This is a genomic window from Ignisphaera sp. (assembly GCA_038831005.1).
GTDB lineage: Archaea > Thermoproteota > Thermoprotei_A > Sulfolobales > Ignisphaeraceae > Ignisphaera.
Genome location: JAWBKZ010000004.1, coordinates 166,021 through 187,861 on the forward strand (window position 1 = coordinate 166,021; position 21,841 = coordinate 187,861).

General features: G+C 39.5%; 20 protein-coding genes. 2 read left to right on the plus strand and 18 right to left on the minus strand.

All coding sequences use genetic code 11. The annotated features are described in order from the left end of the window. Positions 1-125: 125 nt before the first annotated feature. The 3 genes from QXK50_05790 to QXK50_05800 form a co-directional block, all read right to left on the minus strand. Entirely contained in the window at positions 126-545 is a 420-nt protein-coding gene (locus tag QXK50_05790; protein ID MEM2008671.1) for a type II toxin-antitoxin system VapC family toxin, read from the minus strand. A gap of 26 nt (positions 546-571) precedes the next feature. Then, the gene (locus QXK50_05795) at positions 572-823 is read right to left on the minus strand and encodes a hypothetical protein (GenBank protein MEM2008672.1); all 252 of its coding nucleotides are present in this window, start codon (positions 821-823) and stop codon (positions 572-574) included. A gap of 771 nt (positions 824-1,594) precedes the next feature. Beyond that, on the minus strand, positions 1,595-2,536 hold the full coding sequence (locus QXK50_05800) for a DUF1295 domain-containing protein (protein ID MEM2008673.1): 942 nt from the start codon (positions 2,534-2,536) through the stop codon (positions 1,595-1,597). A 572-nt stretch (positions 2,537-3,108) separates the two neighbouring features. Here QXK50_05800 and QXK50_05805 point away from each other — a divergent pair. Next, positions 3,109-3,504, plus strand: a complete 396-nt coding sequence (locus QXK50_05805) for a hypothetical protein (protein ID MEM2008674.1) — start codon at positions 3,109-3,111, stop codon at positions 3,502-3,504. Between the two features lie 1,163 nt (positions 3,505-4,667). Here the strand turns inward: QXK50_05805 and QXK50_05810 are convergent. Next, the gene (locus QXK50_05810; GenBank protein MEM2008675.1) at positions 4,668-5,582 is read right to left on the minus strand and encodes a hypothetical protein; all 915 of its coding nucleotides are present in this window, start codon (positions 5,580-5,582) and stop codon (positions 4,668-4,670) included. 348 nt (positions 5,583-5,930) lie between these two features. Between QXK50_05810 and QXK50_05815 the strand changes: the two genes are divergently transcribed. Continuing rightward, positions 5,931-6,860 carry an NAD-dependent epimerase/dehydratase family protein gene (locus tag QXK50_05815; protein ID MEM2008676.1) on the plus strand — a complete coding sequence of 310 codons (930 nt, stop codon included), beginning with the start codon at positions 5,931-5,933 and terminating at the stop codon, positions 6,858-6,860. A gap of 767 nt (positions 6,861-7,627) precedes the next feature. Here the strand turns inward: QXK50_05815 and QXK50_05820 are convergent. The 14 genes from QXK50_05820 to QXK50_05885 all read right to left on the minus strand — a co-directional run bounded on the left by QXK50_05820 (position 7,628) and on the right by QXK50_05885 (position 21,572). After that, the gene (locus QXK50_05820; protein ID MEM2008677.1) at positions 7,628-8,527 is read right to left on the minus strand and encodes a hypothetical protein; all 900 of its coding nucleotides are present in this window, start codon (positions 8,525-8,527) and stop codon (positions 7,628-7,630) included. 730 nt (positions 8,528-9,257) lie between these two features. After that, positions 9,258-9,830 (minus strand): hypothetical protein, encoded by a 573-nt coding sequence (locus QXK50_05825; GenBank protein MEM2008678.1) that lies wholly within the window; start codon positions 9,828-9,830, stop codon positions 9,258-9,260. Positions 9,831-9,847: 17 nt separating this feature from the next. Next, positions 9,848-10,492, minus strand: a complete 645-nt coding sequence (locus QXK50_05830) for a hypothetical protein (GenBank protein MEM2008679.1) — start codon at positions 10,490-10,492, stop codon at positions 9,848-9,850. Continuing rightward, positions 10,486-11,514, minus strand: a complete 1,029-nt coding sequence (locus QXK50_05835; GenBank protein ID MEM2008680.1) for a glycosyltransferase family 4 protein — start codon at positions 11,512-11,514, stop codon at positions 10,486-10,488. The genes QXK50_05830 and QXK50_05835 overlap by 7 nt, the downstream gene beginning before the upstream one ends. A gap of 10 nt (positions 11,515-11,524) precedes the next feature. Further along, positions 11,525-12,724 (minus strand): glycosyltransferase family 4 protein, encoded by a 1,200-nt coding sequence (locus tag QXK50_05840; protein MEM2008681.1) that lies wholly within the window; start codon positions 12,722-12,724, stop codon positions 11,525-11,527. A gap of 45 nt (positions 12,725-12,769) precedes the next feature. After that, entirely contained in the window at positions 12,770-13,888 is a 1,119-nt protein-coding gene (locus tag QXK50_05845) for a glycosyltransferase family 4 protein (GenBank protein ID MEM2008682.1), read from the minus strand. A 163-nt stretch (positions 13,889-14,051) separates the two neighbouring features. Then, entirely contained in the window at positions 14,052-14,264 is a 213-nt protein-coding gene (locus QXK50_05850; protein MEM2008683.1) for a hypothetical protein, read from the minus strand. 159 nt (positions 14,265-14,423) lie between these two features. Then, on the minus strand, positions 14,424-15,482 hold the full coding sequence (locus tag QXK50_05855) for a glycosyltransferase family 4 protein (GenBank protein ID MEM2008684.1): 1,059 nt from the start codon (positions 15,480-15,482) through the stop codon (positions 14,424-14,426). Positions 15,483-15,487: 5 nt separating this feature from the next. Continuing rightward, positions 15,488-16,693, minus strand: a complete 1,206-nt coding sequence (locus QXK50_05860; GenBank protein ID MEM2008685.1) for a glycosyltransferase — start codon at positions 16,691-16,693, stop codon at positions 15,488-15,490. A gap of 85 nt (positions 16,694-16,778) precedes the next feature. Further along, on the minus strand, positions 16,779-17,666 hold the full coding sequence (locus tag QXK50_05865) for a hypothetical protein (GenBank protein MEM2008686.1): 888 nt from the start codon (positions 17,664-17,666) through the stop codon (positions 16,779-16,781). Next, a complete protein-coding gene (locus tag QXK50_05870; protein ID MEM2008687.1) occupies positions 17,659-18,699 on the minus strand; it encodes a Gfo/Idh/MocA family oxidoreductase in 1,041 nt (346 codons plus the stop codon). The genes QXK50_05865 and QXK50_05870 overlap by 8 nt, the downstream gene beginning before the upstream one ends. A gap of 398 nt (positions 18,700-19,097) precedes the next feature. Beyond that, entirely contained in the window at positions 19,098-19,787 is a 690-nt protein-coding gene (locus QXK50_05875) for an FkbM family methyltransferase (protein MEM2008688.1), read from the minus strand. Between the two features lie 388 nt (positions 19,788-20,175). Continuing rightward, positions 20,176-21,081, minus strand: a complete 906-nt coding sequence (locus QXK50_05880; protein ID MEM2008689.1) for a glycosyltransferase family 2 protein — start codon at positions 21,079-21,081, stop codon at positions 20,176-20,178. A gap of 41 nt (positions 21,082-21,122) precedes the next feature. Further along, positions 21,123-21,572 carry a hypothetical protein gene (locus QXK50_05885; GenBank protein ID MEM2008690.1) on the minus strand — a complete coding sequence of 150 codons (450 nt, stop codon included), beginning with the start codon at positions 21,570-21,572 and terminating at the stop codon, positions 21,123-21,125. Positions 21,573-21,841: the final 269 nt, after the last annotated feature.

The following is a 21,841-nucleotide window of genomic DNA, read 5'->3' on the forward strand; positions in this document are numbered from 1 at the left end:
AGATATTCTTAAGCTTCTAGAATATCGGTGAAGTATCTGGAGTTATGGAGATAAATATGCATGTAAATGCTTGAAGTTGATCACTAGATATCACCGTATTTTAAATGTGGTTGGTGTTTATAGAGTTAAGTCTTCTTTGGTGTTAATATCTCTATACCTAATGTTTTTGAGATGATATCGGATTTCTTGATTATATCTGTATCTAGTGTAGCGAATTTTCTGCATTCAGTTAGTAAGCTTGCTACTAGGTGTAGTAGGTCTAGTGTTCTAAGCCTTAGAATAGGTGCATATTTTACTGCTTGATTCAAAAGCTTATTGAAGTCTACTTGAACTATATCTGCTCTAACGCTTCTTATAGAGTAGAGTGCTAGAGCTATGGGTTCTTCTAGTCTAGCTCTCGAGAAAACAGATGCTAGTTCTACAAGTGTTAATCTGGATACAACCCTCCTACCCCCTAGTGTTTTAATTAGTTCAACAGCTTTCTCGTGATTGGGGTCGGCTTCATCAATATAGGATACAATTAGATTAGTATCTACGTAGATCATTTAATCAATCCAGCGTAATACCGGATCTACCTTGCTCTCTCTTCTTGTAAGACCTGGTTTAAGCCACCATGTCTTAGTTTGTATCCTTGCTTCTCTAGCTCCTCTACTTTTCTGTAGATGCTATCCCAGTACTCAACCTCTCTAGTAACCTCAGCTAAACCCTTCTCTATCATTATGTTGAAAGCATGTGATCTACTTCTAGCAATACCGTATTTAACCATTTTATCAGCTAGTTCAACAAGCTCTCTACGAACCTTAATAGATACTGAGACAGCCATATAGTGTACCCAGTATACCTAGTAACATAGTTACTTAAAACTTTTTCGCCAAACTTATTCGATTCACTAAGTAGAGATTTAAATTTACAGTTGTGTGTATACAACTCCTATTCCAAAACATCTCTAGCGTTTTAAACGATAGTACTGAGTCTTAATTAAAAACACGAGTGCATTCGACTAGAAGTATTCCATTAATGGTGATTAACAGAGACGATTAAGGCTTACAGTCACCAAGTATTCTCATACGTGTCCTGAGGAGTTTCGACATCGAGATTGCTAAAGCTTTTAAAGAGTTAAACAAGAAAAAGCGTAGACCTGTTTAGTCGATTGTGTGGCTCAATTATCAAGATAATATAAAGACTTGTTGTGAAGCCGTTTCCAACTAAGGTTTAGGGATAAATTGAACGAAGAATCATCCTACGAAATCTGTGATATAATCTTCTATGCAAATCCTAATCTACGATACCTGTTCATATCTTTTCATAAACACATATAACATTATTAACAAAAATAATTATACGTTCGTTTCTGTAAGATGATGTATCCGCCCTTCGGATAGCGCTTTCCAAGTCTTCAGCTTTTAATAAATTGGAATATCATTAGAGTTGTTAAGGTAATTCTCTGTGAAATATAGCTAAGTTTCTCATGGAAACTAGTCAAACTTAGCTATTAATGATTAACGTTGGGATAAGAAGATGTATACGCTATAAGGTAAAATGTACCTAGTGTGCTTGCGATGTTTCTGGGTATTATTCTCTCAAGTATCTAGAATTAACAAAGCGACATTAGCATGAGAATGTAGGAGACTGCAATGAATATAGTTGTGTACAGGGTTATTGCAAAAGCTATTTCTCTTATACTTCTTAGGTATCCACCTATGAGTTTTAAGGGTGTTTTTATGGCTCTAGTTAGTATTCCTGGTAGAGGGATCATGAATGGGGTTTTCCTACAGTACTCTTCGTATTTCTCTCCATACTTCTTCTTCATTTCGAGTTCCTCGGTTAGTGCTATCTCTATCACGAGTATTGTTGATATGAGCCATATGAGTGCTGGTGGTGTTGTGAATGCTCCTCTCACGTAGGCTTTGTTGCTTACGAATATTAGTAGACCGTAGCTCCAGAGTATGAATCCAAGGTATTGGGGATGTCTACTATATCTATAAATCCAGAAGTCTATGATTTCGTATCCTTTGAATCTTCCATAGAGCCATGTAGTTACACCTAGCAGGAATACAAAGAGACTGATAAACGTAATAACCAGCCCTATGAGAGGTGCATGTGGAACAACCGAGAAGGGTAGATACACTATACACCCTAGTTTTAAAGTTGAGGGAGAGAGTTCGAGTAGTGGTAGCCAGAGAGTTCTTAAAACCCCTAAACCTGTTAGAAAGAACATAGCGTATGCAAAATAACCAAACGTAGGGATGTACAAAACTAGAGAGCCTAGAGAAGCTAAGATACCTTTCTTAATCATGAAACCCAGTAGTATTAGAACAATGGTTATAGCTAGTGTTATGTAGCCAACAGGCCTCAGTATACTGGGGACTCTTTCTATAGCCTCTACATCGTAGAATACTTCGGGAAAGTACTGATGAAGCACTTTATCTAGAAATATTGGTGCTTCAAAAGTAGAGTAGAATAGAGCTACTGTGAATATAGCTGATAAAATGAGAGCAAAAGCGAATTCTTTTCCACGAAGACTATTCGAGAGCATTACTAATACACCACCTCACACTACTTTAATAGCTAAGAATAGGTAATAAATATCTCAGAGTCTGTGTAGAGCTCTAAAACTAGGGATATTGGATCCCATGCTGGATCATTTGGCATAAAACGAAGGAGTGGATAGCGAATATGTTGCAGTCAACCCCAGCGAAAACCTCCTCAAGTCTACAGTAGTACACCTGATCACCGTGGTTAAAGCTGAATAGGTAACCCAGATGTGGAGCAAATAATCATAGATCTCGCTCTTACGCCAAATTCATTATTTAAAGGGGTTTCCTACATTAGTTTAGCATGATGAAGATCTAAGTTTTACAGCAGAGTTTTAGCAGAGTGTTGAAGCATAAACCAGGGATCTTATTCTTAGATGGGTGTACAATCAGTTAGGCAGTCAACCTGATTTTCTCATAAATAAAAACATGACCTATGGTTAACGAATTTAACCCTACCTCTATGATGTATAGTTTGTTCATCGTTTCCTCAGAGTTTCTACTTAAGACCTTAATAACCCCAAGGCTACTAAGATTTATTACTATGTTTGTAGGTTATAGTTGGGGTTGTCCCTTGGGTAAGCGGTATGCGGCTTTACTTGAGGTTTGCTTAGTCTCTCTAGTTCTAGCTTTTATTGTGTGGCTTCACGAGGCTTATTTAAGTGGTATACTCCTTGGTTTTAGCTTTAAAACATTCATGGTGTTCGTAACCCTACTAGCTATTGTCTTACCCAGGAGGAGTTTTAGGGTGTACGGCTTCATACCCAGAAGCCTACATTTCACGCTGAAGTGGAGCTTAGTGTTTGTAGCGGTCTTCATCGTACCCGCGATAGTCTCGATCGCTGTATCAGTAGCTCTAGGTGTTGCTAAGCTTGCTAAGCTGTCGCTGCTCGGCATAGCTCTAAACGTGGTTTTCTTCATGGTTTTCGTTGGGCTTGTTGAGGAGGCTTACTTTAGGGGCTATGTGTAGTCTAGGCTTAACGAAGTTTTTGAGAAGCGCTGGCATAGGCTTGTCTTTAAGACTTGGAGAATTGGTTATGGAGTAGGTCTACTTTTAGCCTCCACAATCTTTGCTCTAATACATATAGTTAATTACTGGAACCCAAGTACATCGAGATGGGAGCCGATTTAGTGGATGCCTATACACATCCTCGGGTGCTTCGCCTTTGGATGTGTGGTCGGGGCTATAAGGGAGGCATTAGACATCTACGTTTCGGCATCACTACACGGAGGCATAATAACCGTCTACACATTCCTATCCATTTATACAAACGAATTAATACTAAACATTAGCTTATTCATTAGCTGGTTTATCTTCTTCCGTCTTCTAGACGTCTTCTTCCGCGAATCCGAGAACTTAAAGTTCAGAGACATGGAGAGCAAAGCAACGAAATGAGGACAGCACAGAGAAAAAGATACCGGGATAGGTATTTCAATTATCATAAATTTTCCCTCTCCTCCCCATCTAAGCCTCATAGCCACAGCTACTGCTTCACCAAGATCGAAGAGAAAGCTAGAACCTAGATCAGTAGAAGCATGGATATATTCTCTAAAAATGTGTTTATCAAAATAGGAGATTGTGTATAGACATTGTGGTTAGAGGAGTATTTATGTTGTGTACCTATCTATGAATTGAATTACCTATCACGAAAACCGTCTACAAGGTTTTCCAGCTCGATAATTATTCTTATCGGATTCTTTTCTAAGTATGATAGGATATCCTCTTTGGATGAGATAATGCGGTATCTCTCTAACACTAATTGAAGGATCTTTATGTAAGACTTCACCCTATAATGGATTAGGAACACACATTAAAACTCTCTTAACGTGGTGTATCGTTAACTAAGAAGATATTCTAGTGCAGAGGCTCTAAAGCATCTATTACTCTCCTTAACTGATGGTTTCTCTCCTTCAACAAACACTTTTATACCAAGAAAACAGCTTTTACATCTCTTCCCAAACCTCAAGACAACTAGTTCTATAGTAGAACCTAGAAACAATAGCCTTATCTAACTAAGATAGCACAGAATAAACCCCTAGAGCTACACACCTCTATGAATCTCTTCACGCGACCCAAGGTATAGAAATCCTCAACTCTCCTCGTTATACCGCTCTTCTTTTCACTACAAATAGTTACGTAGAGGATGCCTGCATTTCCTTCGCGTAATCGCATATCTCGTTCAATGGGCACTTTTGACACTTTGGAAATCTTCCTTTGCAATACGTTCTACCTATATTCCAGAAGATCTCGTCAATAATCATAGGTATATCTGGAAAAGCAAGTTGAGAAAATGCTTCTATATCCTGTATCAAGTCTGGATCATTTTTTGCTTTATTCCAATTCCTTAGATTTTCCCCAAAGATTCGGCAGAACACTTTAACTACATGAACATCTATAGGCGGCATTATTACCCCCAATACTTTGAATTCCGGATTCTTTGCTTTTATTTGATCAAACCAAGGATAGTTTTTAAGAATATCCATGCTAGTGAAAAGGAAGTACTTCGTGATCATCTTAGCTTTCTTAGAACCAATACCGTTAAATTGTCGAAGCATGAAGTAAACCTCAGCTGCCTTATATTCTCTATTTTCGAACATAGTTATCGGTGTAACTCCTCTTTTCTTAAGAAAATTCATGGCATCTACTATGTAACCTGATATATCATTCAAGTAATCTTCTCTATCTTCTTTCTTCATTCCGCTAGGCCATTTGTTCTTGAAGTATTCCTCTAAGTATTCTCTAACCCCTTTCTCACCTAATTCAATGATTTTCTCTAAGGTTATTCCACCCAACTTACTGTTAAGCCATTCTGGAAATCTCCATGCATATTCTGTTCTCACTCTTTCATCACATATTGTTCCAATTAGTGGTGCATACTCATTTCTATAGAGAAAGGTAAATTCAGCTTCCGGAGGCCTTAACTCCTCTTTAAGTCTATTCCAGATCTGCTTCAGGAACTCTGCTTTCTTCTTGATTTCATCAAAGCTCTTGTCCTTGATACAAGAACCCTTACAAGTACTATTCTCACATTTTCTACGAGAACTCATAATTCTCCCAAATAAGATTATGATTAAGATATATATAAGCTTTCGAGATCATTAATTAAACTCTTAGTTTAATATGAATTGCAGGTTACATTGATTAAACATTATGAATACTTCGTATTGTTTTAGGGTAGAACATTAACCAATTACTATGACTTCTCAAGAGTACCATACTACTTGTTAATAGTTTTTACCCTTTTATTAACCTTCTAGGTATAAAGCAAAGTGGTTGTGTTGCAATGTATACATCTTATAAAAATGTATTGAGAGACTTGATGAAGGGTAACTCTATGCTAACTTTGGGATTTCGTAAAGTGTTGGGGGCTAGATCTACTTACTGAGGTGAGGTTTGTGAGGGTCTTGATCACCGGGGGTGCGGGTTTTATTGGTCATAATGTAGCGTGCTATCTAGCTAAGAGGGGCTACGATATTGTAGTTGTTGACACTATGGAGAGATCGAGTGCTTTTGCTTTGAGGAGACTCGAAGAGCTTGGGATATCTATCGTGAGAGCTGATGTGAGAGAATACAGTAGTTATAGCGTTGTCGATGTAGTAGTCCACGCTGCGGCTTACATAAGTGTTGAGGAATCAGTTAGAGAGCCCATCAAGTACATAGAGAACAACGTCTTGGGTACTGCTAGGGTTGGCTATGAGTGTGGGAAGAGGGGTATAAAGCTAGTGTACCTAAGTTCAGCAGCAGTCTACGGGGAGCCGCTGAAGTTACCCATAGATGAAGACCATCCAACAAGACCTCTATCTCCTTATGGGTTGAGCAAGCTTCAGGGAGAGGAAGTGCTGAAGGTCTTCGCATCTACGTACGGCTTAAAATACGTAACCCTAAGACTATTCAATGTGTACGGACCTGGTCAGAGCTCTTCATACGCCGGTGTTGTAACGGTCTTCTCGGAGAAAGCCTCGAGGGGTGAGCCACTAGTAATCTACGGCGACGGAACTCAGACTAGAGACTTTGTGTACATTGAAGACGTAGCTAAAGTGATCGAACACATAGTTAGGGGAGATGTCTTCGACAACGAAGTCTACAACATCGGCTCTGGAAATCCTACCACTATCAAGGAACTCGCTAGAACCATCATGAAGCTATTGGGTAGAGAGCTACCGATAGTACGTATGCCACAAAGACCTGGAGACATAACACATAGCGTAGCCAACATCAGTAAGATATCGAGGCTTACTCAATTCAAGCCAACACCACTCGAAGAAGGACTTAAGAAGACCATAAGCCAGCTAAAAACATACAGTACCCCAGAACCACAGTTCTAGGTTACCCAGAGGTCGAGAGAATACTAACGGCATCAACTTTCTCGCCTCTCGGGAGAAAACCAGTGCGGATACTAGACGAAGTTAAACTTCGCATAGAAGTATATAAAAACAGCCCAAATCTGCCGAGACTAAGCACCAGTTCAGTCTATCTATAGCCAACAGGATACAGGTTATCAAGACATATAGGGGAAACAACAGTATTGCACATGATGAGGTTGCAACAATGAAGAGAGCCAAAGAAGATGGTGTGGAGGTATGCTTGATTGCGTTAAAAGAACCGATCAACGAGGTTATAGGATATTAGTATACTCAGTTAAGCTATACTAAGCTGTACTCGGTAGAGACCCTCCCACACCTCTCCTAAATTCGAGGTTCAGTAACGTTAAACCAGTTATGTAATCTTTAAACCTACTTAGATATTTCTGTGCTCTCGTACTATACAAGCCTAGTTTACAGGTGACCTGAAGGGGTTTGTAGAGGGTTTTCAGTAAGCTAGGCGTATGATCCCCCACTATGTGAGTTTATCGGCACTGATGTATTTGAGTTGTTGCTTTATTGATGTGGTTGAATTATAGTTTATTTGTGCTTGCTATATTTGTATTCTCATGGTGGAGAACGTGGTGTTATTTTCGTGTTACACCACGTGGTTATCAGTATGTTTTCTCTTGATTCTCCAGATCAGTTGCTGCATAGTTCTTTTCTTCATCGCGAGTCTTAATATATATTTGTCTATCGTTGTTGTTCTGAACTTTTGTGATTATCTTGTATTACTCATGGAATTCATACAAAGCAAACAGTTTAACATCAAAAATTCTTCCATATCGAAGTTCTTCAGTAAAATCTGTATAGAATATAATATCACAAGGTGGTCCATTGTAGCCTAGTACATGAGAAGCTCCATATACTCTTAACACAAAAAGGTCTATTCTCTCGGGTATAAATCCATATATAAACCCATTAAAAAGATCACTTACAGGTATTCCTGGGGCTTCTGCTGTGACACAGATTCTGAGATCGTGACGTGGCAGAAAAGGATTTATAGCCTTAGCCGTCATGTAAGGAATGTAATAAGAAGGTTCTAACCCCTTTAAAGAAGGTGGCAAAAGATTTGGATAAGTCGCTACACTTAAAGCGATAGTTATTATCGTGAACAGTAAGAAGAACCTTTTTCTTGCATCGTAGCGTACCCTCATACTTTCCATACTCTTCGCAACCCTTATAAAGTAAAGTAAAAGTATATACTGACTAGCCCTTAAACCTATGTTAACAACATAGAGATCTTGTAATGTTTTAAATAACAGAAGTCCGTAGTAGGAGAAAATTAACGCTAGATTGAAGGAAAATTCTCTTAACGATGTTTTATTCCTTGAAGTCAAGATATGGGGTATGTAGATAATAAATAAAGCCAATGGTATGGATTGGTTTACAATGATACCCAGTTTGTCGTATTCAGGAAGTTTTACGCCAACTGTTGACACAGCTTCTCTTAGAGGACTTGAAATATCAGCTACCATTAACTTCTGATAAATATTCATTATCTCTTCTATATAGTTCAGGGGTTTTAGAGTAAGAGCATATGAAATTGCTATGTATAGATCGTATGTCACTATTAAGCTAAATATTAATAATATCAATTTGTTCAGAGCTGGCAAGAACCTTTTCTGCAACTTAACACATTTATATGAAGTATATACAAGAACATGGAAAATCAATAAAGAGACATAGCGTAAGTAAAAGTGTGAGAAGATAAATGAAGCCGTCAAGATGATTAGTAATATTAGACCAGAAAATGAGCTGCCCTCATTTCCTGAGACCATTCTCGCTATCACCAGGATAAGAGAACAAAGAATAAGAAACGAGTAGACCTCTCTAATATATTGGGTATGAAAGATTGAGAAATAACCATTCGTAAGTAGGAGGAGTAATAAAAGAGCAACAGTTACATCTTGTTTAATGAACCGACGTAAAAATGGGAACAGAAGAACAGGCTCAATTATAGGTATGAACATGGCGGCACATATTTTGCAACTGGTAACGATTGATATGGCTGCTCCAGTAAAATGTAGGGCTGGATAGTAGGCATACTCCGGCAATCTCGGAATAGATAACTTATGCTGAATGTAGTTTACTGGGATAGACAACTCTTGTATACATCTAGTTAAAGCGTGATCAAAAGCTTGATCACTACCTGTTAAAACAAAGTCTTCGTTAAACGACATTGTGAGCAACACAGGTATAGCTCTAGCTAGTAATGCACTAGATAATAAAAGTACACGAAGTAGTTGCAAGGACTTTGTTGAAAAGGGTTTGAAAGTATAATATGCGCTAGCTAACAGACAAGTACTGCTTAATAAAAGGTAAAAAAGGTAGATATTGATAGCACTCATGACTTTTACTCTATTTCATAATTTCAGGTTCACAAGTATATGAATAGATATTGTATTCAAGGATATATACATCTGGAAAGAAATGTATGCGACGTGTAATAAATTTGAAAATCCATATACGTAGGTGTATGAACAGTACATATGCTGAAAAGTAGGATACAGGTACTATAGTTACATCTACGTCACGCACTTGTTGTGCGTAGCAAATACTACCAGTTACATAAACCTTATTGAGATACCTATTAACCTTAAGTAACATTTTTGCGAGAACCTTTAGCGCCTCTTCCCTTAGCACAGGCTTCAACTTATTTTTAACACCTAAAGAATTATAGAGGGCGGGAGAGAATAAGGCATACATTACATGTACTATCCCAAGTGAAAGTATGAAAGAACTTAAGCTGTCAAGCTTATTAATCATTACTAATGATATTGTAAGCAGGAGTATTACGAAAAGTTCTTCAGTTATTTTTACGACTGTATATCGAGGTACTTTTCCCGTTTGTTTGTACCCCAAAAATAAATCCTGCAAAATCAACGATCTTATGAGCGACAAGGCCCTTTCTGCAACTTCTTTAGTATTCATGTGAACACCAAAGTGTATCAAAACCTGCGGAGTCTACTAGAAACCACACACCACAACTTCATAAAGGTAGCAGTTATGTTGTCATCAGACGATACTACGATGGCGCCATATAGATTGGCTAGCTTTAGATAACCTTTTCTCAGGAGCCTTAGATAAGATAACGATTTCTCTCCTTTTCTACTGTAAGCGATCCCTTCATCCAGGTCAAGAACGAATAACACATCTGGCTTAGGTGCTATCATAAGAAGTATTCTCGATAAAGTATATGAATGTGTTCTTGAGAACGCTATGTGTGAGAGTATATAGTCAAGTATATAGTCATATACATATCTATCAGCTACAGTAACTTCAAAAAGAATCCGACATATAAATATTTTAGGTAATATTAATAGAATGTAGTTTAAGAATAGCAGGAACTCTTCAAGCTTCATTAGTTTAGGATATCTCTCATAGAAATCTTGTTTTTTCATTTTCATTATTCTATGAATAAATATGTCAAGAGGTAGAGAAAGGTAGAACGAATACTTTCTACCAAGTGCTATGCCAGTGTTTCCGGCATAGATGATCTTAACTCTATAGCCAGTTTTTTTGAGGTTTTTGTAGAGTAACTTGGCTTGAGTAGTTTTACCGGAACCATCAATACCCATAAATACTATTAACATGGTTCTTTATTACGTAAAATCTCTAAGAATTCTAAGTATGCTTTTTCAATATTTTCGGGAGCGAATTTCTCTAGAATCTTTCTTCTGGCGTTTACAGAGATTTTATCTTTATTTATCATGGCCTGCAACATCTCTTCTATAATTATTCTTAATTCCTGAGGAGTGCTGAAAAGAAAGCCATCTCGTCCGTTCTGTATTATTTTCTCCGTGATCGGGGTTCTAAGAGCAGCTACTGGCGTTTCACAGCTCATGGCCTCTAATACTGTTAGAGGGGGTTCCACGCTTCCTTCACGCTCTACAGGATACACTACTAAGTCTAAGGCTGAAAACAAAGTTCGTACATCATTAGTCTTAACAAACTTTAATGAGATCTGAAACTTTCTACTCTCCTTTAACATAGAGACAAGGTCTTTTCTCTGAACATTTGTTAAGGCCATCACTAATACTATATCTTCGTGTTTCACATTTTTTAATGCTTCAAAGATGATACCAAGTTTCCTATGCTTATTAATCGTTCCCGAATACCCTACATAGATTTTATCCTCTTCGAATCCTAGCAATGCTCTTGCCTCATCTTTGTCTAATGGCTTAAAGTAGTCTATTGGTATTGGGGGAGGTAACAAGAAAGGTTGCTTACCGGTAAGTCTAGTCAGCTCTAGCCTGAGTAAGTCAGTAGTTACCACCATAATATTCCACAGTCTTCTTCTCAACATTATCGTTTTAACCTTAGATTTGAACCCTAGGTCCAGCTCTCTTTTAGCTACCTCCTTTATTATTTTCACTTTCTTATTTATTCTCATAAGGCTTAACAAATTATGGATCGTCTTAACAGTTTCTGGGTAATTGAAGATCCAAATCACATCATAGTCCTTTAGCTTGCTTATGCTAGCCCTATCCTTCTCCAGTACTTCGATGCTAGTATGCTTCTTTAAAATTTCGTAGATATATCTAGCTAAATTTTTATAACCCTCATTCCAAGGTTCACCCCAACTTTCTACTAGAAATGCTATTCTTAAATCCATCATAGATTACCTATAACATTTTTCTTTTCATTGTTTCACACAGATGTTTTAATAAGGTAAGGGTGTATAGCCTAATATCAAATTTAGTTATTGCTCTTTCACGCGCTCTTCTCTTCAAGTTTTGATATTTTGCATAGTACTTCACCACATCCTCTATCTTATCAGCCAATGTATAACAATCGTTAGGTTTGATCAAGATGCCGGCATCACCCGCAATATCTGGTATCCCTCCCGCATAAGAGGCTATTAAGAGTGAACCTGTAGCAAGAGCTTCTAGCGCGACATTTGGGCTTCTATCACTACTCGTATTTTTGAGAAACCTCGATGGAAGAACTACTATGTCGGCTGAGCAGTATAATATAGGCATCTCGCTGTATGCTAGTGGAGGATATAAAACAACATAACCTTCTCTAACTAATTTGGATAACTTTCGTAGATAAATGTGCTTAAGATCGTATCTATCTGGGAAAAACCTGGATCTTCTAGGCAAGAAGAATACGCAGTTATATTTGCGCAATATATTTCTTTCTTTAAGAATTTCTATTGCATCAATCAGTACATCAGCACCCTTACAGTAGGATAGCTCTCCTATAAAGCAAATCCATAGCTTTTCAATTAAGTCCTTTGATAAACCAAGACTTCTCAACAGTAGCTCTTTTGCTTTCACGCCATTCTTAGAGTAATTGTTTTTAGAAGAAAAATGTTTTACGTTAACTCCATGAGGATGAATATAGAAATGTTTAGTCCTTTTTACATGAAGCATCTCCTCGACATATCTTTTTGATGCCGAGGATTCTGCGATTATTATATCTGAGAACTCATAGACAAACTTGACTATCGCTCTTTTAATCTTTTGAATAAAGCTCAAGATGATGCTATTAAGCGAAGTTATGTTATTCTCCTCCACTATGACAAGCGTTTTAGCACCTATAAGTTTGGAAATAAAGAAGATGCATAGACCTGAAATACTTTCCGCACCGTAAATTATTACTGCGCTAGGCTTCCACCGAATGAATCTAAGTATATCCAAAGGCGAGAACATTGGTTGACCTAATACTCTAATAACAGGCTTAAAAAGTGCAGTGTATCTCAAAAATTCTTCGAAGGGATAGTTGCCATAGATTCCAAGAGTAAAGAGTTTTGTTGAAGTTATCCTTCTCAGAATCTCCAGCATATCTATTTGGAATGGATAGAGATAAGGAGTAAACACAGCAATTCGCATATGAAGTTGACGGCTCAGGTAAAGCGTCTTCAGCTATCTCCCACTCAAGTTGATGTATATTCTTTCAAGCGCTTGACACACAGCTTTGTAATCATGCTCTCGTGCATACTCTTGAGCTCTTCTAGCAATAATTTTAAACTCTGAACCCATTGAGATAATTTGATGAAGATTTTTAACTGCATCTTCAGAGGACTTAAATAGGAAACCATTGTATCCATGTTTTATGTAGAGGTTTATAGGATATATATCGCTAGCAATGACGATCTTTCCAGCTGCCATACCTTCTAAAACAGTTATAGCACCAGTTTCGATTAATGATGGCACGACTAGAACATCAATCATTTTGTAGAACTTATGAGGAGTAGCTACTTCACCTATATAGAAAAATTTCTCTTTTAATAGTTTGCTTAGATTAGTTAGTACTTGAAAAGCGTATCTCTGATGATCAATTCTTCCAGCTAGTAATACTCGAATTTTCTTAAATATCTCTGGTGATGAGTTTTTAACTTTTTTCATTATTGCTATTAATCTATGCAAACCTTTCTCTGGTGAGATCCGGGCAATGACGCCGATAACTATTTCATCGTTAAGTTCGGATTTGCTTAATCCCGAAAATACGTCATAATCTATCATTGGCTTTACTATAACTATTTTTTCCTTTGGAAAGCCCAAGAGCTCTAAACTCTTTTTCTCTAATTCATTGTATACTGTGTAGTAATCGTAATATTTTTTATAGTAGTTTATTAACCGAGAATAAATGGTACCTTTACTTCGTGCTTTAAGGAAAGTTGAACTGCCGGGGTATGATATCTCGCTTCTAATTAATTTAACCATTCCACGAAAAGCTAGGGCGTATATGGAGGAAAAAGTGAAGAATGTAAAAGTATGAATCACATCAAAGTTTTGAAGCAGAGGTTTAAACATACTTGGGTGAAAGTAGATAAGGGCTCCTTTAAAACGACCTAAAATAGGAAAACGTAATATCCTCGCTTTTGGAAGTACTAAAGGATCATGGCGTTCAAATCTCGGGTCTTTAGAGGTTATAATAGTTACGTTATGTTTTCTTTCAATCATATACTTAATTATGTAATTCTGGTCCCTCGGATAGGTTGTCTCAAATACATCTATTAAGTAAAGAATATCAATTGGCATTCAAAACTTTCCTACTACAGAATTATTCCTTACTTCTAACAGGTCCTAATCTTTCTGGTTTGCTCCTTCAAGCTAAAAGAGTGCTACTTGAAGTGCTTGTAGTCACCACTGAGTATTATCATCAAGACCTTCATAGAATCCAAGGTCCTAGAAAACCAATGTTCTACCATCTCACAAGTTTTCGAGGCTCAATACAGCCGGTACTCTTAGCAACAACTACTATCAGCATTATCAAGCTGGGAACGGCTTTGACCAAGGGGCATGCTAGAGCTCTCACTATGTTTAGCTTCGTGGGTTTTCTCGCGGCAAGCTTCAGTAGGTCTAGGTACGACTTGAGCTTCACGTACTCTCCAGGTTCCGCGTCCACGTACGTCAAGTCGTTCACCTCTGAGTAACGCGCTTCTAAAACCCTAAACCCATACCTCTTGAGGAGTTCTACAACCTCCTTCTTAATACACTCACGCACGTGGAAGAAATGTTTAGAACGAGCCTTCAATCGATAGGGTACCTTACAAGCTCTCTGAGGTAAGCGTGATTACTGGCTGTACAGAGTTTTAACGTAGAGGTCTAATACTTGGTTCCAGCTTGGAACCTTTGGTTTGGGTTGCTTCTTGGCTTCATCCAGGAAAGTGGCTACCTCCCTGGCTATCTTCTCATCGCTCATGCTTAGATTTACTATCAAGGTCCTGGTTCTTCCCTTGAAGTTCAATCCCCAGGGTTCAGTTACTACTACGGGTACGCCTATAGCGTTCGCTTCGTTTACCGTTTGTCCAAAGGCTTCCCTCTCTGAGAGTAGTCCGAAGAAGCTGGCTCTTGAGAGGTAGTTTATGTACTCATCGTAGCGTTGCGGGGGTTTGAGCTCATACTTGACTCCAAGTTTGTCGAGGTATCGCTTGAGCTTTTGCTTGAAGCTTCCCTCCCCGAAGACCTTCAGCTCTAGGCTTAAACCCATTTCGTTTAAGTGCTTTACGATGTTCGCTAGCCTATGGACGTTCTTGTACTTCTCGATTCTTCCACTATACATAGCGTAGCCTGAGGGGTTCCAAGGTACCTCCAGAATCCACTCTTCGACACCGTGCTCTACAACGACGGGTTTAATCCCGAAGTCCTTTGCTAGTATCTGCTTCTCGTACATCGAGACCGAGTGAACAAGATCGACGCTCGCTAATGCTCTCCTAACGTACCTTCTCCAGATCACCCACAGGGTTCTCCTGAAGAATGTGTGTCCAGTACCATGGTAATGAGGAGTTAAAACCCTATGCACACCACTCTTCCTCAAAACACTTAGAGAATACATCGTGAACACGCTGTGAACGCTGTGGAAGTGCACTACATCGCTTCCCCTAGCTGTATTGAGAAGCCATTGCTCGAGAGCACTCCTCATTCTCGGAAAGTGGTAAGCACCACCTGGGGCCCATACAGGCCATCTAACCACGTGAACACCATTAATCCACTCCTCCCTGGGTTCACCAATGCCTGCTTCACCGCAGAGCACCGTAACCTCGTGTCCTCTCCCAGCGAGCCTCTCAGCTACGGATTTAACAACGTACTCTATGCCACCAATGTGGGGGTAGTAACTAGGCGATATAAACAATAGCCTCACTGCTGTTTAGCTTCGACGATTACTTTTGGTTTACCGCCAAGTTTGATTAGGGATTTCCTCTGAGTGTTAGTAGTTCTCATGGATGTTGGGTGTTTGATTTTTTCTAAAGACCTTAAGATATTGAGATATTCTCTAGAGCTTCGTATGGCTTCCCATCCCTGGCGTTTCGAGGGCACAAGAGTTCTTATAAATGCTATAATAAGAACAATATTGCTAATCACATAAAGCGCTATGAAGCGTCTAGCACTTATAGAAGCCATCGTAATAGCGAGGATAAGTAAAGTAGAAAGGGTCAGTGATATTTTACTAAGCTCGATTAAGAAATAAAGAGCTAAAGGAACTAATAACATGAAGAAAATCAATGGATTTACAAAGTGCTGGTAAATATTTGCTATAAGTATGGATTTGGGAATATTCAATACTCCCTTAGCCAATAATTTGAGTCTAACAAAGAATTCTCTTTGAAGATGTGCGGCCCTTCTGATTTTAACCCTCAGGTAGTCTATTAGGTTGCAAGGTACAGCATCATAGAAAATGGCTTCTGGTATAAATAAGCATCTCTTTCCTTTTCTGAGAATCTCAGTTACAGCACCATTATCATCAGACCTTCCAGGGTCTTCAACAAATAACTCAAGTAAGTTACGTTTGTAGGCGGCGAACTCGCCTTGAAATATTTGAGTTGAGTGCACCTTGCTTTCCCCTAGTCTCAGCATGTAGTAGATATCTCGGTAAACGCTTTCCATTTTAGCTATGAAGCAGGCATTTGCGTTTACGATTCTTTCTCTACCGCTGATAGCTTCAACTTCCGGATCAGCTAAATAAGGAATAGCCTTTATCAATATATCGGGGGTCAGAATGGCGTCAGCATCTGTAACTACTATAATCTCCCCATTAGCATACTTTAACGCATAGTTCAAAGCGTGTGATTTAGATATCCTTATGGGCTCCGATAAAAGAATAATTTTGAACTTGAAGTTATTTCGAGTCAACCATTGCCTGCACAAATCCAATGTACCATCAGTTGATGCACTATCTACAACAATAACTTCTAGCTTATCTTCTGGATACGCTAATGAATTAAGGTTTTGTAATTTCATTTCTATGACCTTAGCTTCATTATACGTTGGGACAATAACTGTAATCCTAGGTCTATAGTTTGGGTCTATTTTCACATTCCAAGGTCTACGCATCGCTCTTTTCATGTACTGCAGGTAAGCGATGTTAGGTCCAACCTGTAGGGCAATTACAAATACTAACGCTATAAATGCCTCAAAGGCATCCATATTATTAAGTGATCAAGTTACGTAGTAAAGCAAACACGGCAATTGCTCTTTGCGGTTTCGATGTACCTACGGCAACAGCGTATATGTAATCTCTAAATTGTTTTAAGTAGGATATTACTTCATCCATGGAACCAACAGCTCCAGAGGCTAAGATATTTATCGCTATGACTTTAATACCCCAAGTAGATAACTTTACTATAGCTCTTTCGGCATCCTCTTTAGATGGCGTCATCTGATATCCCAACGGATTTAGCGGGGTCATTACATAGTCGACTTTGAGGTCGTTTTCCATTAGAAATTCCATCGTACGTAGAACGTTCCTTGTCTCTAACCCAAAACCGATGTTTTTTCTTCTAAAGTGCTTAACTAAAGCTCTTACGATTTCAGGGATGTTGAATGCTACTATAAGCTCTGTGAGAGTTTCATGTAGTAGTACTGCCTTTACATTATTCCTAGGAAGTATTTTCATATACTCTTTCAGCTCACTATCTAAGAATAGTTTTACTATGTTAACCGGAGTTGGCATCATCATAGACAATAAACCATCCTTGCTTAAGCTAGTCGCTAACATTCTCTTTATCAGTTTCTTTATCAGGCCCGGCATTCCTGTTCTTGTTGCTTCTCTAACGTAACCTGCTACGTATGGTACGAGAATGTAAAAGCTGAGTTTATTAAGAATGTTTGATTGATACCGCTTAACGTAGTTAAGTAGCTCAAGGTTTGCTGGATGAACCGTGAAGGTAAAACCTACAGCACCTGCATCTATGGCAGCATTTAATACTTCTACTTTTCTCTCAATTAACAACTCTCTTTGAATTTCGCGTGCTTTCTCCTGTGCAAGATGCGAGACGCCTATAAACGGGTTATCCCCTAATAGCAGTTCCTTAACCACGGGAGGCCTTCCTGTAAAGTTCTTCTAATAGAATCATAGCACATTTACACGTTTCAAGACTCGTAATAGGCTTTATCTTATGCTCAATAACACTCAGAAAATGCATGTCCTCAATAGTGTATTCATGGTTAGCAACCAGTACAGGCGGAAAGCCCTGATAATAGTATGGCGCGTATAGTAATGACTCACTACCGTTTACGCTCTTGCCATGTTCGTATATCCTGATCTTTAAATAGTCTTCGCTAACTTTTAGTTCGCCCCGCGAACCCTTGACTTCTATATACGTTTCTGGCATTCTATACAATGGATCGCTCCAAGTCGTTTCAAAGATTATCTTTACATTCCCTGTATTCAGCACCGCTTCAAAGTGGTCGTCTACTCCTGAGTAAATAATCCTATACCTTGCCCACTCAACCTCTGGCTTTTCGTCTAAAAGCCAACAAAGCAGATCGAGTACGTGGACTCCCAAGTCGAGCAGTGCACCCCTACCGAGATGTTTAAATGTTTTGTTAGGCTCAACTATGTCTCCGGACTTTATAGATGCATATATGCTCCTAAGATCGCCTAAAACACCTTCACTCAGCAGTAGTTTTGCATGTCTTAATGGTAAAGCAAATCTTTTTTGGAATCCGATCATGACATTAGACCTTTTACTTAAGTCGAGAAGATCGTTGAACTGTTCCAGGTTTTGCACGGGAGGTTTTTCAATAAAGATGTTTTCAAATCCAGCCTCTAAGAGCCTTTTTGCTATGTAGAAATGTGTCTGTGTAGGGGTTGTTACGAAGACAGCATCAACCCTTTCTCTTAAGTTAATAAGCCTTTCAATACTATCTAAGAACCTAACGTTTTTAATGAGAAGTCTTCCACCAACTCTAATCAGTTTGCTCCTATCTATGATGTATCTTACAGATCCTCTACAAAGTAAGTTCAGTATCGTAGAATGTAACAAACCCATTTTACCTAAGCCTATCACAACTATTGAGAAATCTTTTCGTGTGAAGTCAATGCTAACATCTTTTAAAAGCTCAAGCAAGTTAAACAACTATTAATTGCCAGTTCGTACTGGAGAGTTCAAGTATTTCAACAATCCGTACTTTACATCCATCAAGTTCATGATTAAGGCGAGTATTAGGGACGGTACGAATCACTTTAACTCAGTCTTCGCTTACCATGTTGTGTACCTCGAATAGATTTCTAGACCTCTTCCAGGCGACTAGCGATGACAGGTTCATCGGGACTCCAGCATCCTTGAGGTCTTGGGAGATTGTTATGTACACCTAGTAGATGCCGCAGAGACATCATTAGTAACGAGTGTTTCGGCTTCATATAGGCCGAACTCTCATGATCGCTATATGAATATGGATAACCTCTTGGTGATGGATTTAACTCCACCAACGTTAGGGTAGTAACGAAATGATATAAATGGCGGCTTTACCACTGATCAGCCCTAACGATAGTTATTCTTGGTTTAGCTATGGATGATGCTATAAGCCGGTAAGAGGCAATAATGCTCGTATAGAGCCTTGGTTGACACTTCAGCCATCTTAGGCAGAGTGTAGGATCTAGCAGTATATTCTGAACGCTGACCTTAAATCCTAAGTGCTCAAGCGCTTTCTTTATTTGATTGAGGTTTCCGTGGGGTTCAATAGCTATGGCTTTACACATCCCTAGGAACTTTAAGGATATTTCATCCCTCAATAAGTCATGTTCCGTGCCTTCGATGTCCATCTTTATTAGGATTTTCGGGTCTTTAAGGTGTTGAAAGATGGAAAAGAGTTCTCTTAAAGTTATTGTTTGAGCACCTAAGTCTCCAGAAGTAGATATGTATGACGTTTCGCTATGTTTCGTTAATTTAAGTTTTACGAATTTTTTGGATATGTAGACTGCCTTATTTATAGCTACGAACTTCAAGTTTTTCTTCATTATAACATGTTTTAAGAGACGAATATTTTCTAACAGAACGCTGTATGCTTTCGGATTTGGCTCAACTGAAATCGGTATGCTATGAGGCTTCATGTTAAGAACAGCGTATGTCGTGAACGTGCCTTGATGAGCCCCTAGGTCTATAATTACGTCTGCATGGTATATTGTTTTAGGCTCAAAATATATCCGCTTGAAAATATTTCCTCAAAGCAGCCGAAGCCGTCTGGCAACATGATGTGTGTAACTTCATTACATTCTAGGCGGATCAGCCCATAGACTCCCAAAGTCTGGAAAAATAATTCTCTCAAATTAGAATAGAATCTCCCTAGCAACCCTTTATCCGTCCTCCTATAAAGGGACATTCCAATTAAGCAGGTAAACCTTCATTTGCCTTGTTTGCCCAAACAATTTCCTTGGTGTAGAGGTTTCTGAAGGCTCCTACTATTAGGCATAGCTGCATCGTTACCCACGTCCTATAGTGCTTTAAAGCTAGAAGTTGGAGCCCTAACGCCAGGATCGTCCAAGATACCAGGCTATGGTAAGCAATCGCCGATGCTGTGAGCAACACGGTTGCTGCAACCAGGATTCACGGATTCACTAGATGTAAGTAGTCTTCAACTAGTAGAACCCGCTTAAGCCTTCTATGCGCCTTCTTAGTCCTCAACGCCTTTATGAAGTGTTGTATCAGGTGCTGGGCTCTCCTAATTCTCCACGAGAAGTACTTTTCCTTTGGAACTATCTCCTCAACGCATAAATCATCTGGGATTATCGCTCTAAAGCCCATGAGAGCTATCTTGGTGGCCGTGTGGCTGTCGTCTGCTCCTATATCTGTGGGGAACCCTCCTACTTTTTCCAGCAGGTCTTTCCTGAAGGCTGCTAGCTCCCCGTGGAATATTGGGGTAGAGTAGGCTTTGCTCTCAGCAACTCTCAAGACGTTGTAGTACTGTCTATAGCCTACCTCGATACTGGTTATGCTTGAACCCAGTGGTTTCTTCAGGCATGAGAGAGCTCCAACTAAAGGGTTCGATAGCCACTTAACTGCCTTGGTTAGAGCTTCCCTAGGCCACAGTGCGTCAGCGTCGGCTATCACTACTACCTCACCGCTTGCGTACCTCAGGGCGTTGTTTAACGCAAACGCCTTACCCCTCCTCTCGCTCTCGACAACTAGCTTGAGCTCAACATCCTTGTGTCTAGAAGCCCACTCCTCGACTAGCCTCGGAGTTCCGTCCGTGCTGGCTGAGTCTACCACTATTATCTCCATAAGCTCCTTGGGGTAGTCTTGTTCGTAGATGTTGTCTAGCTTCTTCTCTATGAGTTTAGATTCGTTGTACGTAGGTATGATGACGGTGACCTTGGGCTTGTAGTTCTCGTCTATACTGAGGTTCCACGGTCTTTTAAGCCACTTTAGCTTAGCGTATGCATAGTACGCTAGTGGGACTGTGGAGTGTGCTAGTGCTAGTGTGAGTCCGAGTACCTCTAGCGCATTAAGCATAGTCCTGCGGTCTTACACGTCCCTGACGTGTAGCTGGCTAGCTATCCGTGTATTCTGTAGAGTAGTGGTAGGTTCATGTACTGTATTCCCATAGCGATTATCTTAGATAGGTTCCTCGAAAGGTCTGAGAGTATCTCTCTCGCTCCTCTCATGGCCTCTAGTATCCCATAGAATATCGCCTTCCCCCTAGTAGTGTGTAGCTCTATCTCAACGAATATCCTGGTGAGTATAGACCGAAGAACTAGTGACTTCACGCTCCTCTTCCAGCTACGTAGTGCGAGTAGGAGTGCACGCGACTCAGGCTTGAGGCTCCTCCAAGCACCAGTTCGAACAGCCTTGCGGATGTAGGTCTTAACCGTGCCACCCACCGAATCGAAGCTTAGAGCTATGACCTTAGTCATTAAGGACTTAACATGCTCTACGAGCCGATTTTCGAGACCCTTACTAGACATTTCAGCCAGCCTTGCGGTGGGCGGCACGTAGTAGATCAAGAAATCACCAAGATACTAAAACTACGGGTAAGGAATATAAGCTTTACCGTAAACCATGGAACTATTCGGAGCTCTAGCTATGCTCAGCAAGTATAATTAAGAGTGTAAATAATAACCTAGTTATCTTCTCTCCTCAGCTCGGCAATCACAGTACCGCCAGTAGTGTAGGGTCTTCCAGGATCGGCGAGAATATGTCCTCAAAGAGTGTATTTGTCAAAGTAGGAGTGGAGAACGTCCAACCTCCTCCCAACCTTAAAATATTGGGTTCG